At 71.1% G+C, this 13,632-nt stretch carries 12 protein-coding genes; 5 read left to right on the top strand and 7 right to left on the bottom strand.

Translation table 11 applies throughout. From position 1 onward, the window contains the following. Positions 1–50: 50 nt before the first annotated feature. Positions 51–1,319 carry a tyrosine--tRNA ligase gene (tyrS, locus tag OG753_RS12240; RefSeq protein WP_327261834.1) on the top strand — a complete coding sequence of 423 codons (1,269 nt, stop codon included), beginning with the start codon at positions 51–53 and terminating at the stop codon, positions 1,317–1,319. Between the two features lie 96 nt (positions 1,320–1,415). Here tyrS and OG753_RS12245 read toward each other — a convergent pair whose 3' ends face one another. Then, positions 1,416–1,691, bottom strand: a complete 276-nt coding sequence (locus OG753_RS12245) for a GlsB/YeaQ/YmgE family stress response membrane protein (RefSeq protein WP_327261835.1) — start codon at positions 1,689–1,691, stop codon at positions 1,416–1,418. Between the two features lie 239 nt (positions 1,692–1,930). Here OG753_RS12245 and OG753_RS12250 point away from each other — a divergent pair, with 239 nt between their 5' ends. After that, positions 1,931–2,209, top strand: a complete 279-nt coding sequence (locus tag OG753_RS12250) for a DUF3099 domain-containing protein (RefSeq protein ID WP_327266715.1) — start codon at positions 1,931–1,933, stop codon at positions 2,207–2,209. 136 nt (positions 2,210–2,345) lie between these two features. Continuing rightward, positions 2,346–2,597, top strand: a complete 252-nt coding sequence (locus OG753_RS12255) for a hypothetical protein (RefSeq protein ID WP_393851204.1) — start codon at positions 2,346–2,348, stop codon at positions 2,595–2,597. Positions 2,598–2,615: 18 nt separating this feature from the next. Here the strand turns inward: OG753_RS12255 and moaA are convergent, their stop codons facing one another. The 3 genes from moaA to OG753_RS12270 all read right to left on the bottom strand — a co-directional run bounded on the left by moaA (position 2,616) and on the right by OG753_RS12270 (position 5,773). Beyond that, positions 2,616–3,605, bottom strand: coding sequence for a GTP 3',8-cyclase MoaA (moaA, locus tag OG753_RS12260; protein ID WP_327261837.1), 990 nt, complete (start codon positions 3,603–3,605; stop codon positions 2,616–2,618). A gap of 177 nt (positions 3,606–3,782) precedes the next feature. Next, complete coding sequence (locus tag OG753_RS12265) at positions 3,783–5,411, bottom strand: cation acetate symporter (protein ID WP_327261838.1); 1,629 nt, start codon at positions 5,409–5,411, stop codon at positions 3,783–3,785. Then, complete coding sequence (locus tag OG753_RS12270) at positions 5,408–5,773, bottom strand: DUF485 domain-containing protein (protein WP_327261839.1); 366 nt, start codon at positions 5,771–5,773, stop codon at positions 5,408–5,410. Before OG753_RS12270 ends, OG753_RS12265 begins: the two co-directional genes overlap by 4 nt. A 257-nt stretch (positions 5,774–6,030) precedes the next feature. Here OG753_RS12270 and OG753_RS12275 point away from each other — a divergent pair, with 257 nt between their 5' ends. Then, a complete protein-coding gene (locus OG753_RS12275) occupies positions 6,031–7,584 on the top strand; it encodes a S8 family serine peptidase (RefSeq protein WP_405788408.1) in 1,554 nt (517 codons plus the stop codon). A gap of 58 nt (positions 7,585–7,642) precedes the next feature. On the opposite strand, the gene OG753_RS12280 is transcribed toward OG753_RS12275, so the two are convergent. The 3 genes from OG753_RS12280 to OG753_RS12290 are packed head-to-tail and all read right to left on the bottom strand — an operon-like array spanning position 7,643 to position 10,430. Then, entirely contained in the window at positions 7,643–8,686 is a 1,044-nt protein-coding gene (locus OG753_RS12280; protein ID WP_327261841.1) for a zinc-dependent alcohol dehydrogenase family protein, read from the bottom strand. A gap of 56 nt (positions 8,687–8,742) precedes the next feature. Beyond that, positions 8,743–9,453 (bottom strand): lysoplasmalogenase, encoded by a 711-nt coding sequence (locus OG753_RS12285; RefSeq protein WP_405788410.1) that lies wholly within the window; start codon positions 9,451–9,453, stop codon positions 8,743–8,745. Continuing rightward, positions 9,450–10,430 (bottom strand): sterol desaturase family protein, encoded by a 981-nt coding sequence (locus OG753_RS12290; protein ID WP_405788412.1) that lies wholly within the window; start codon positions 10,428–10,430, stop codon positions 9,450–9,452. The genes OG753_RS12285 and OG753_RS12290 overlap by 4 nt, the downstream gene beginning before the upstream one ends. 114 nt (positions 10,431–10,544) lie before the next feature. Between OG753_RS12290 and OG753_RS12295 the strand changes: the two genes are divergently transcribed. Beyond that, complete coding sequence (locus tag OG753_RS12295; RefSeq protein ID WP_405788414.1) at positions 10,545–13,616, top strand: NACHT domain-containing protein; 3,072 nt, start codon at positions 10,545–10,547, stop codon at positions 13,614–13,616. Positions 13,617–13,632: the final 16 nt, after the last annotated feature.

Consider the following 13,632-nt stretch of genomic DNA (forward strand, 5'->3'; position numbering starts at 1 on the left):
ACCCCCTCATCCACGTCCCTACTCACTCCATCCCAAGGAGAGTCACGACCGTGACTGACATCGTCGACGAACTGAAGTGGCGCGGGCTCTTCGCCCAGTCCACCGACGAAGAAGCGCTGCGAAAGGCCTTCGCGGACGGTCCGGTCACCTTCTATTGCGGCTTCGACCCGACCGCGGCCTCGCTGCACGTGGGGCACCTGGTCCAGGTGCTCACCGTGCGCCGGCTCCAGCAGGCCGGGAACCGGCCGCTGGCGCTGGTCGGCGGGGCCACGGGACAGATCGGCGACCCGCGACCGACGGCCGAGCGGACCCTGAACGACCCGGAGACGATCGCGAACTGGGTGACGCGCCTGCGCACCCAGATCGAGCCGTTCCTGTCGTTCGAGGGCGAGAACGCGGCCCTCATGGTGAACAACCTGGACTGGACGGCGGGCATGTCCGCCATCGAGTTCCTGCGGGACATCGGCAAGCACTTCCGGGTCAACAAGATGCTGACGAAGGACTCGGTCGCCAAGCGGCTCGACTCCGACCAGGGCATCAGCTACACGGAGTTCAGCTACCAGCTGCTCCAGGGCATGGACTTCCTGGAGCTGTACCGGCGCTACGGCTGCGTGCTGCAGCAGGGCGGCTCCGACCAGTGGGGCAACCTGACGGCAGGGCTCGACCTGATCCACCGGGTCGAGGCGGGCGCGGTCGTGCACGCGCTGGCGACCCCGCTGATGGTCAAGGCGGACGGCACCAAGTTCGGCAAGTCCGAGAGCGGGGCCGTGTGGCTCGACCCGGAGATGACCACGCCTTACGCGTTCTACCAGTTCTGGCTGAACGTGGACGACCGGGACATCTCCACCTACATGCGGATCCTGTCGTTCAAGTCCCGCGAGGAGCTGGAGGCGCTGGAGGCGCAGACCGCCGAGCGGCCGCAGGCGCGCGCCGCCCAGCGGGCGCTGGCCGAGGAGCTGACCACGCTCGTGCACGGCGCCGACCAGTGCGCCGCGGTCATCGCCGCGTCGAAGGCGCTGTTCGGCCAGGGCGACCTGGCCGAGCTGGACGAGGCCACGCTCGCCGCGGCCCTGTCCGAGCTGCCGCACGCCAAGGTGGCGGAGCTCGGCCTCGTGGTGGACCTGCTCGCGGAGACCGGCCTGGTCGCGAGCAAGTCGGCCGGCCGCCGGACCGTGAAGGAGGGCGGCGCCTACGTGAACAACGCGAAGGTCACCGCCGAGGACGCGGTCCCCGCCGTGGAGGAGCTGCTGCACGGGCGCTGGCTGGTGCTGCGCCGGGGCAAGAAGAACCTGGCTGCGGTGGAGGTCACCGGCGCCTGACGCGCCGTAGGACGCCACGGCACGCCGCGGAACACGGCGGAGGGGCCGGTTCGGACCACTCGGTCCGGCCGGCCCCTCCGTCATGACCGCGGCGGGTCACGTCATCTGCCGCTTCCCCTTGATCGCTCCGTACATCATCTCGCCGAGTCCGACGACGAGGACCGCCCCGACGATCTGCAGCAGGTGCCGGGTCCAGTCGATGCCCTTGGTCTCGCCGACGCCGATCCAGGTGGCCACCGCATTGCCGAGGACGGCACCGGCGATGCCGAAGAGGGTGGTCAGCCACAGCGGCTGGTGCTGCTTGCCCGGCAGGATGGCCTTGGCTATCAGCCCCAGCACGAAACCGACGATGATCGCCCACAACCAACCCATGTCGAGCCTCCTCCTGGCGCGTTGTGCGCACGTGGGCCCAGTTTCGGCCCATCCGGCGTACGGCGCATTCCGGACGGCGCCGTCAGGGGGTCCCCGCTCTCCGCGCGGGACGGGGGCGGGCGTACCGTGGGAGGGTCCGGGCCGGGAGTGCCCGGCGGGCGATCGGGTGGTGGAACGTGGAGCGGACGAAGCGGCAGAAGCGGAACGGGGCCGAGGTCTTCCGGATCACCGGCGCGCGGATGGGTCTCGCCGAGGACGTGCGGGGCCGTCAGCGCCGGTACGTGATCTCGATGGCGGTCAGGACCCTGTCGGTCATCGCCACCGTGCTGTTGTGGAACGTGCAGCGCCCGGTGGCCGTCGTGACGCTCGTGGCCGGCGCCCTGCTCCCGTACGTGGCCGTGGTCATCGCCAACGCGGGGCGCGAGTCGACGCCCTCGCTGCCTTCGCACTTCGTACCGGCCCCGGTACGCCCGGTTCTGGACGCCGGAAACCTCAAGAAAAGCTCAGATCAATCATGAAGTTCCGGTGCACTGTACCGGGTCCTGCGTGACATACTGCTCACGCGCTCCGCATCCCCCGTCGGAGCGACGGACCGACGCCGGGCAGCTCCCCCCGTGGCTGCTCGGCGTCGCCATTCCGTTCTAATGTGGGGCTGTGACTTCCTCCAGCGCCTCCGGCCCCGACGAGACCCCCACCTGCTCCGCCAAGGGCTGCCGCGACGCGGCCGTCTGGGTCCTGGCGTGGAACAACCCGACGCTGCACACGCCCGAGCGGCGCAAGACCTGGCTGGCGTGCGAGGAGCACCGCGAACACCTCTCCCAGTTCCTGGGGGTCCGCGGTTTCCTCAAGGACGTCGTGAAGCTGGACGAGTGGGTGCAGCCGGAGGGGTCGGAGCGCCTCCGCTGACCGCACCCGGCTCCCGGGTCAGCCGCCGATCGCCGACATCGGGCGGTCGGGCTGCAGGAAGGACGGGTCGTCGAGACCGGACCCGGCCTTCTTGCCCCACATCGCGACCTTCCACAGCCGGGCGATCTCCTCGTCCGGGGCGCCCGAGCGCAGGGCGGCGCGCAGGTCCGACTCCTCGGTCGCGAACAGGCACGTACGTACCTGGCCGTCGGCCGTGAGCCGCGTACGGTCGCAGGCGCCGCAGAACGGGCGGGTGACCGAGGCGATGACGCCGACGGTGGCCGGGCCCCCGTCGACCACCCAGCGCTCGGCCGGGGCGGAGCCGCGCTCGGCGGCGCCCTCCTCGGTGAGTGTGAAGCGGGTGCGCAGGGACTCCAGGATGTCCCCGGCGGTGATCATGCCGTCGCGCTTCCAGCCGTGCTGGGCGTCGAGGGGCATCTGCTCGATGAAGCGGAGCTCGTACTCGTTCTCCACGGCCCAGGCCAGCAGGTCGGGGGCCTCGTCGTCGTTGAGGCCGGGCATGAGCACGGCGTTCACCTTGACGGGGGTGAGGCCGGCGTCGCGGGCCGCGGCCATGCCCTCGATGACGTCCTTGTGGCGGTCGCGGCGGGTGAGGGTCTTGAAGACCTCGGGCCGCAGGGTGTCCAGGGAGACGTTCACCCGGTCCAGGCCCGCGGCCTTCAGGGCCTGCGCGGTGCGCTTCAGGCCGATGCCGTTGGTGGTCAGCGACATCCTGGGGCGGGGCTCCAGGGCCGCGCACTGCTCGACGATCCCGACCAGGCCGGGGCGCAGCAGCGGCTCGCCGCCGGTGAACCGGACCTCGGTGATCCCGAGCTGCGTGACCGCGATGCGGATCAGCCGGACGATCTCGTCGTCACTGAGCAGGTCCGACTTGCCGAGCCACTGCAGCCCTTCTTCGGGCATGCAGTAGGTGCAACGCAGGTTGCACTTGTCGGTCAGTGAGACGCGCAGGTCAGTGGCCACGCGGCCGTAGGTATCGAGAAGCACTGTGGGCCCCCTCCCCTGTCCGGAAGTAGAGGTACGCGCGGGATTGGATCTACTTCACGCGTTCTATTTCGAGACTACGTGACGCTCGTGCCATCCAGAGCTGCCCGAATGAACGAGACGTGACGTGGCCGCGTCGTAGGGATCTACGACGCGGCCACGTTACGTGTTCGGACGATGTCAGTGCGCCCCTGTTCCGGTGAGGGAGCGCACCTCCAGCTCGGCGAACTTCTGGGGGTCGGCCTTCTCCTTGGTGAGGACGGTTCCCAGCCAGCCCAGCAGGAAGCCCAGGGGGATCGAGATGATGCCCGGGTTCTCCAGGGGGAACCAGAAGAAGTCGGCGTCCTTGAACATCGAGGTGGGCTTTCCGGACACGACCGGGGAGAACAGCACCAGGCCGACCGCCGAGATCAGTCCTCCGTAGATCGACCAGAGCGCGCCCTGGGTGGTGAAGCGCTTCCAGAAGAGGCTGTAGAGGATCGTCGGGAGGTTCGCGGAGGCGGCGACCGCGAAGGCGAGTGCGACCAGGCCGGCCACGTTCAGGTCGCGGGCCAGCGCGCCGAGGCCGATGGCGACGGCTCCGATGACGACGGTGGACCAGCGGGCCGCGCGCATCTCCTCCTTCTCGGTGGCCTTGCCCTTGCGGATCACGTTCGCGTACAGGTCGTGCGCGAAGGACGAGGAGGAGGCGAGGGTGAGGCCCGCGACGACGGCCAGGATGGTGGCGAAGGCGACCGCGGAGATCACGGCGAGCAGGATGGCGCCGCCGGTGGAGTCGGGCCCGCCGCCGACGGCCTGGGCGAGCAGCGGGGCGGCGGTGTTGCCCGCCTTGTTGGACTTGATGATCTCGTCGCGGTCGAGCAGTGCCGCGGCGCCGAAGCCGAGGGCGATCGTCATCAGGTAGAAGCCGCCGATGATGCCGATGGCCCAGAGGACGGACTTACGGGCGGCCTGCGCGGTGGGCACCGTGTAGAAGCGGATCAGGATGTGCGGCAGGCCTGCGGTGCCGAGGACGAGGGCGAGGCCGAGCGAGATGAAGTCCAGCTTGGAGGTCGAGTCCTTGCCGTACTTGAGCCCTGGTTCGAGGAGCTTCGCCCCCTGTCCGCTGTTCTCGGCTGCCTTGCCGAGCAGGTCGGAGATGTTGAAGTTGAACTTCACCAGCACCAGGAAGGTGATCAGCAGGGCGCCCGCGATCAGCAGCACAGCCTTGATCATCTGGACCCAGGTGGTGCCCTTCATGCCTCCGATGGTCACGTAGACGATCATCAGTACGCCGACCAGCGCGACGACGGCCACCTTGCCGCCGTCACTGGTGATGCCCAGGAGCAGCGAGACGAGCACGCCGGCGCCGGCCATCTGGGCGAGCAGGTAGAAGATCGAGACCACGATGGTGGAGGTGCCGGCGGCGGTGCGGACGGGCCGCTGGCGCATCCGGTACGCGAGGACGTCGCCCATCGTGTAGCGGCCGGAGTTGCGCAGCGGTTCGGCGACGAGCAGCAGGGCGACCAGCCAGGCGACGAGGAAGCCGATGGAGTAGAGGAAGCCGTCGTAGCCGAAGAGGGCGATGGCTCCGGCGATGCCGAGGAAGGACGCGGCGGACATGTAGTCGCCGGAGATGGCGAGGCCGTTCTGGAAGCCGGTGAACTGGCGGCCGCCCGCGTAGAAGTCGGCGGCGCCCTTGGTCTGGCGGCCGGCCCAGACGGTGATGACCAGGGTGGCGACGACGAACAGCCCGAACAGGGTGATGATCAGCGGGCGGTGCTCGGAGGCGCCCGCGGCGAGCGTCGTCAGCGGGAGCGTGCTGCTCATTCGCCGGCCTCCATCCGTGCCTTGATGGCCTCGGCCTTGGGGTCGAGCTTCGCGGCGGCGTGGCGCGCGTAGAGCCAGGCGATCAGGAAGGTCGTCGCGAACTGGGCGAGTCCGAGCACGAGGGCGACGTTGATGTTGCCGAAGAGCTTGGTCCCCATGAAGCCGCCCGCGTAGTTGGACAGCAGGACGTAGAGCAGGTACCAGGCGATGAAGGCCACGGTGAGCGGGAAGGCGAAGGAGCGGTAGGAACTGCGCAGTTCGGCGAACTCGGCGCTCTGCTGGACGCTCGCGTAGTCATCGGCGGTGGGGCCCGCCACGGGCGTTCCCGCGCTGCCCGGCGGCGGCGCTGCTTCGGTGGTCACGGGGGGATCTCCTTGTGACGCGGGTGCGGTGGGGACGACGGACAAAACAACCTCCGTGTGGGGGACGGTGGCGCTGATCCCCCCTGTCCAACGGCACGGCCGGCGCGGCGGGACGGTTCAACACCCGGTGATTCTTGGGGAACTGATTTCTCGAACAGATGGCGCAGAGGGGAACGGCGACGCTAGGTTCCCTTGTCATGAACCCGCCCTACGCGACCGCGTACGGGCGGCTTTTTCGAAGATGATCTGGAGAACCCATGGATCAGCCGGGGTCACCTGCGCCCAAGAAGCGCGGCCGTGCTCTCGCCGTACCGGTCGGCCTGGCGCTCACCGCTTCGCTCGCCTTCCTGCCCGCGGTCTCGGCCTCGGCCGCCCCGCTGGGAACGGCCGAAGCGGCGACGGCATCGAAGGCCGACACCTCCGGCCCCAAGCTGTCGTACGTGGCCAACCTGAACACGTACGCCACGGTGAAGGCGGCGAAGAAGGCCGTCGAGCGGGCCGGTGGAACGGTGGTGACGGCCTATGAGCAGATCGGGGTCGTCGTCGCACACTCCCAGAACCCGGACTTCGCCAAGCAGCTTCGCGCCCAGCGCGGCCTGTTCGTGTCGGTCGGCGCCACCCGGACGGCCCCGATGTCGGCGGTGCAGACCACCGACGAGGGCGCGACCCAGCAGCTGAGCGCGGCGGACGCCGCCAAGGCGGCGGCAGCGGCCCAGGAGGGTCAGGAGCCGCTGGAACCCAACCAGTGGGACCTGCGGACGATCAAGGCCGACAAGGCTCACAAGATCAACGATGGCAGCCGGAACGTCACCGTGGGCATCATCGACACGGGTGTCGACGACACCCACCCCGATCTCGCCCCCAACTTCTCCAAGGGCCAGTCGGCGAACTGCGTGGGCGGCGTCGCCGACACCACCGAGGGCGCCTGGCGCCCGTACGCCGACGGCAGCGACCACGGCACGCACGTGGCCGGCACCATCGGGGCGGCGCGCAACGGGATCGGCGTCAGCGGTGTCGCGCCGGGCGTGCAGATCGCCGCGATCAAGGTGAGCGAGCCCGGGACCAGCCTCTTCTACACCGAGGCGGTCGTCTGCGGCTTCATGTTCGCCGCGGAGAAGGGGATCGAGGTGACCAACAACAGCTACTACGTCGACCCCTGGCTCTTCAACTGCAAGTCCGACGACGACCAGAAGGCGCTGGTGGAGGCCATCGGCCGGGCCACCAAGTACGCCGAGCGCAAGGGCACGCTCCACGTGGCCTCGGCGGGCAACTCCAACCAGGACCTGGCGGCCGACTCCCTCGTCGACGACACCAGCCCGAACGACACCACGCCGGTGCCCCGCACCATAGACCCGAAGGTCTGCCTGGACCTGCCCACGCAGCTGCCGGGTGTGGTCACCGTCTCTGCGACCGGCGACAAGGGCCTGCGCTCGTACTACTCCAGCTACGGCCTCGGGGTCGTGGACGTCGCCGCCCCCGGCGGCGACAAGTGGCAGGTCCCGGAGACCCCGGACGCCAACGGGCGCGTGCTCTCGACCGTCCCGGGCGGGCTCTACGGCTACAAGCAGGGCACCTCGATGGCCGCCCCGCACGTGGCGGGCGTCGCGGCGCTGCTCAAGAGCGCCCACCCGTCGGCCACGCCTTCGCAGCTCCAGGCGATGCTCAAGGCCCAGTCGACGAAGGCGGCCTGCCCGACGCAGATTTACGACGCCGCGGGCGCCCTGATCGACGCCACCACCTGCCAGAGCAAGTGGGGCCAGACCGGCTACTACGGCTACGGCGTGATCGACGCGCTCAAGGCCGTGAAGTAACGGCGTCCGCAACGCAGAGGACGGGCCGGGCGGGTCTTCCGCCCGGCCCGTCCCTCGTTCACGGCTTGATCATCACCTTGAGCGCGCTGCGGTCGTCCATCGCCCGGTAGCCGGCCGGGACCTCGTCCAGGGACACCGCCCGGTCGAAGACGGGCGCCGGATCGATCACGCCGCCGAGCACGTCCGCCAGCAGCTCCGGGATGTACGCGCGGACCGGGGCCACGCCCCCGCGCAGGGTGATGTTGCGGTCGAACATGACACCGAGGTCCAGGCCGGTGCCGCTGCCGTGCGGGACGCCGACGTAGCCGACGGACCCGCCGTCGCGGGTGATGTTCACGGCGGTGCGCATGGACTGCTCGGTACCGACCGCCTCGATGACCGCGTGCGCGCCCCGGCCGCCGGTGAGCTCGCGCACGGCCGCCTCGGCGGCCTCGCCGCGCTCGGCGACGACGTCGGTGGCCCCGAAGAGCTTGGCGATGTCGGTACGGGCGGTGTGGCGGCCCAGTGCGATGATCCGCTCGGCGCCCAGCCGCTTGGCGGCGAGGACGCCGCACAGGCCGACCGCGCCGTCGCCGACGACGGCGACGGTGGAGCCCTCGCGGACGCCGGCGCCCAGCGCCGCGTGGTGGCCGGTGCCCATGACGTCGGACAGTGCGAGCAGCCCGGTCAGCAGGTGGTCGTCGGAGACGGCCTCGGCGGGCAGCTTCACCAGGGTGCCGTCGGCGTGCGGGACGCGGACGGCCTCGCCCTGGCCTCCGTCGTGGCCGACCGAGCCCCAGAAGCCGCCGTGGTCGCAGGAGGTGAACAGCCCCTCGACGCAGTACTCGCAGGTGCCGTCCGACCACATGAAGGGCGCGACGACCAGGTCGCCGGCGCGCAGGCCCGACACGGCGGAGCCGGTCTCCTCGACGATGCCGAGGAACTCGTGGCCGATGCGCTGGCCGGGCTGACGCGCGGCCTCGCCGCGGTAGGCCCACAGGTCGCTGCCGCAGATACAGGCACGCAGGACGCGGACGACGGCGTCCTCGGGGCGCTGGATCGCAGCGTCGGGCACCTCCTCCACGCGTATGTCGTGCGGGGCGTGGATGACGGTGGCGCGCATGGTGGTGCAGTCCTCCGGATCGGGATCGTTCAGTCTTGTACGACTGTGGAACCGTCCTACCGTACGCCTGCTTCCCGATCGGTCGAACCAGTGGCCAGCAGGTACTGGGCGGCCAGGTAGGTGGCCATGATCCAGAAGTCCGGGCGGGGCAGCTGGGGCCACTCGGCGACACCCGACGCGATGAGGGTGTCGGAGAGCAGGAACAGCGCGCCGCCGATCCCGGCGCGCAGGCCGAGGGCGCTGGAGCGGAACGCCATGGCGGTGAGCAGCAGGCTGTATCCGGCCACGGGGATCCGCAGGTCGGCCGGCAGGTCGGACCACAGCAGGGCGACGGTGCCGAGGAGCGCGAGCAGGTACGCGCCCCCGAGCAGCGGGTTCGCGGGCCGCTTGCCGAAGAGGACGAGGTAGCAGACGTGCCCGACGGCGAAGGAGCCCATGCCGATGAGGAAGGCGGCCTCGGCGTCGAAGAGCAGGGCGAGGTCACCGCCCCAGCCGAAGAGCAGGGCGGCGAGCAGCAGGCGGGGTGCGCCGCGGGTGGCCATGTGGGTCACCAGCAGCGGCATCAGCAGCGGCTTGGCGATCACGTGGCCGAGGTGCCAGCCGGCCAGCAGCGAGACGAGGTCGACGGCAGCGGCCACGGCGAAGGCCACGAGGGCGAGGCGGCCGATGCGCGACCCGCCGGCGCTCTCGCGGTCGGCGACCCAGGAGGGGGCGGGCCGGCCCGCGGACTCGGCGGTGCTGCCGGCCGTGCTGTCTGCGGTGCTCACGCGGTGGTCTCCTGCACGGAGGGCCGGGTCTCGGCGGGTGCGGCGGCAAGGGTCTCGGAGGCGGGGGCGGCCGGGGCATCGACGGCCGGGGCCGGGGCGGCGGGTTCGACGGCCGGGGCCGGGGCCGGGGCGGCGGTCTGCCCGGCCGGTGCCGGCTGCCAGCCGGGGCCGCGGAAGACCCTGCCGGCGCGCTCGCTCCAGGTCCCGGCGGCACGCACGTCGCGGGCGATGGCGGCGTACTCGTGGGTGGCCACGCGCAGCGGGTTGTGGGTGCCGATGTTCTTGGTGAGCCCGTAGACGGGCTTGTCGGTCTCCCCCACCCAGGACCCGAACATCCGGTCCCAGAGGATCAGGATGCCGCCGAAGTTGCGGTCCAGGTAGCCGCCCTGCGAAGCGTGGTGGACGCGGTGGTGGGAGGGGGTGTTGAAGACGTACTCGTAGGGACGCGGGAGCTTCCCGATGCGCTCGGTGTGGACCCAGAACTGGTAGAGCAGATTGAGTCCGTAGCAGAACGGGATCGCCGCCGGGTGCACGCCGAGGGCCACCATGGGCAGGTAGAACCACCAGGTGGTGGCGCTGGTCCAGGGCTGGCGCAGGGCGGTGGTGAGGTTGAACCGCTTGCTGCTGTGGTGGACCACGTGGCAGGCCCACAGGATGCGGATGACGTGGTGGAGGCGGTGCTGCCAGTAGTACAGGAAGTCCTGGACGAGCAGCATCAGCAGGGCGGTCCACCACAGGAACGGCACCCGCAGCGGGGTCAGTTCGTAGACCGCGGTGAAGACTGCCACGACCGGGATCTTCCAGAGCAGGTCGAACCCGATGCTGCCGAGCCCCATGGTGATGCTCGTGGCGGCGTCCTTGGTGTCGTAGCCGGCGGCATCCTCGTCCGGATGGAGCCGGTAGCTCACCACCTCGATGACGGTGAGCAGCACAAAGGCAGGTATGGACCACAGCACGACATCGGGCAGGTTCGGCATGTGGGCACCATAGAGGCGCCTTCCGGGATGCCGCTAGAGGTTGTTACCGATCGGTATCCATCGGGGTTACCGGCGGTTCACGAGATGATGTCCGCGCCAAGGGGAGGGCGGGGTATGACGGGCTTCGAGACGGTTCTCTTACGGGTGGCGGGAACGGCGGCGGGGGCGCTGGTGAAATCCCTCCTGGCAAGGGTTCCGGGGGCGGGCCTGACGCCCGACCCGGCCCGGCCGGTGCAGCGGTGGCGCAGACCCCCGGCGGAACTGGGCGACAGCGAGATGCGGCGCCTGGCGGCCGCACTGGCGGCCCGGATCGACGAGGCGACGGTTCGGGTGCCGGAGCACGAACGGCTGGCGGCGGTGACCGCGGTCGGCGACGCCTTCGCGGCGCTCGGCCCCTTGGGCGCGGAGGCCCTCTTCGCGGCGGACCTCGACCCGGCGGCCGTGGCGGCGGCGGTCCCGCCGCCCCCGGCGGGCCTGAACGAGGCGGCCGAGGCCCTGTACGGGCGGCTGGTGCGGCTGTGCTGCGCGCACGCGGTGGAGTACGTGACGACCCTGCCGGGCTTCGCGGCCCGGGCGGACGTGGAACTGGTCCGGCGGACGGGCGAGCTGGCGCGAGCGGTGGACCGGCTGGCCGACCGGCCGGAGGGGGCCTCGTACGCGTTCGAGGAGCGGTACGCGCGCTACGTGGCCGAGACCCACGGCCGCCTCCGGCTGTTCGGCCTGACCCTCAGCCGCTCCCGCCAGGAATGGCCGCTGGACGTGGCGTACATCAGCCTGGCGGTCAGCGGTGAGCAGCAGCTGGTGCCGGGCGAGCCGGAGCTCCGTCAGACCCAGCTCCGGGCCGAGCAGGCCCTCGCCTCCGCCGACCGGGTGCTGCTGCGCGGCCCGGCGGGCTCGGGAAAGTCGACCCTGGTCCAATGGCTGGCCCTCACCGCGGCCCGGCAGGCGGAGGGCTCCTGGGGCACGTGCGTGCCGTTCGTACTGCGGCTGCGCGCCTTCACTTCGGCGGAGAGCCTGCCGCTGCCGGAGGAGTTCCTCCGCGCCTCGGGCGTACCGCTCTCGGCGCCGGCCGGGTGGGTCGAGGACCTCATGCTGAGCGGCCGGGCGCTGGTCCTGGTGGACGGGGTGGACGAGGTCCCGCAGCGGCTGCGCGCCCGCACGGAGACCTGGCTGCGCTCGCTGATCTCGGCGTTCCCCAAGGCGCGGTACGTGGTGACCACCCGCCCGTCGGCGGTCCCGGAGGACTGGCTCGCGGGACAGGGCTTCGCACCGCACTCGATGCTGCCGATGGAGCAGCAGGACATCCGGGCCTTCGTCGCGCACTGGCACGCGGCGGCGCGCGCGGAGGGGCAGGAGCTGGACGCGTACGAGGCTTCGCTGCTGGAGGCGGTCTCCTCCCGGCGGGACCTGGCCCGGCTCGCGACGAACCCGCTGATGTGCGCCCTGCTCTGCGCCCTGAACCAGGACCGGCGGATGCAGCTGCCGCGGGCCCGCAAGGAACTCTACGACGCGGCGCTGGACATGCTGCTGGTCCGGCGGGACACGGAACGGGAGATCTGCGGGGTCGAGGGGGTCTACCTGACCCGCGAGGAGCAGGTCGCGCTGCTCCAGCGGTTCGCGTACTGGCTGATCCGCAACGGGCAGTTGGAGGCGGGCCGGGACGAGGCCGTCGAGATGGTGGGTGAGTGGCTCGACGCGATGCCGCAGGTGCGGGCGCAGGGCGGGGCCGAGCAGGTCTTCGCGCACCTGCTGATCCGCAGCGGCCTGCTCCTGGAGCCGTCCCCGGGCTCGGTGGTCTTCGTGCACCGCACCTTCCAGGACTACCTGGGCGCGAAGGCGGCGGTCGAGTCGCGGGACTTCGGCGTGCTGGTGAAGAACGCGCACGACGACTCCTGGGACGACGTGGTCCGCATGGCGGTGGGCCACGCCCGCCCGGACGAACGGCTCCGCATCCTGCGTGGCCTGCTGCGCCGGGCCGACAAGGTGAAATCGGCCCACGACCGTCTCGTCCTGCTGGCGGCAGCCTCCCTGGAGCACGCTCCGGAGCTGGACCCGGTCGTGCACGCCGACATCCAGTCGCGCACGGCCGGGCTCCTGCCACCCCGTACCCCGCAAGAGGCAGAGCAACTGGCCAAGGCCGGGGAGCTGGTCCTGGACCTGCTCCCGCGTCCCGAGGGCCTGGCCGAGGCCGAGGCGGCGGCCTGCCTGCGGACGGCGGCACTGGTGGGCAGCCCGCGGGCGCTGGGCGCCGTTGCCCGCTTCCGCCACGACACCCGCTCGGCGGTGTGCCGAGAGCTCTCGCGGAGCTGGGGCGCCTTCGACGCCCGGCTGTACGCGGACGAGGTACTGGCCGACGCTTCCCTGGGCGACACGGTCCTCGAAGTCCGAAGTCCCGAACAGGTGGCCGCCCTCGCCGGTCTGCCCCACATCCGCAAGCTGTACATCAGCGAGGCGGAGGGGATCCCGGACGTCCTGGAATCCCAGCGGCAGCTGGAGGCGCTGACCCTGTACCGGAGCGGTGTGACGGGCCTCGACGCCCTCACCCGCCACCAGGGGCTCCGCTACCTGGGACTCTTCACCTGCCTGCAGCTGTCCGGGCTGGAGCCGCTCACCAGGCTGCCGGTCCTGGACAGCCTGACGCTCGCGGAGGTCCCCCGGGACTTGGACCTCGCCCCGCTCGCGGACCTGCGCGCGCTCACCGAGCTGGCGCTCAACTACGGCCTCCGCGCGGCGGGCGTCTCGGCTGTCCCGGCCCCGAAGACACTGACCCGACTGGGGCTGTTCTCTCCCGACATCGGCCTCGACTCCCTGGACCGGTGGCCCGCATTGGACTGGATGACCGTCACCGGCGACCGGCAGTTCGCCGAGCTGACGGCGCTGCTGCCGCTGCCCCGGCTGCGCACGCTCCAGCTGGTGGAGCAGGCCGACCTGGACCTCTCGCCGCTGCTCGACCAGCCCCAGATCTTCGAGCTGGCACTCGTCCAGTGCCACTGCCGGGACGGACTGGCCGCGCTCTCCGGTCTTCCCGCGCTTCGGAACCTCACCCTGAGCGGGGTCGGCGTGAGTTACGACGTGACTCCGCTGGCCGGCCTGGACCAGCTGAACATCGTGATGACCGACTGGGCCGAAGTCCGCGGCCTGGACCGCATCCCGCCCGAGCGGATCCGGCGCCTGGGCGCCTTCTGATCCGCCCGGCGGGAAG

The organism is Streptomyces sp. NBC_00029 (assembly GCF_045160505.1).
GTDB lineage: Bacteria > Actinomycetota > Actinomycetes > Streptomycetales > Streptomycetaceae > Streptomyces.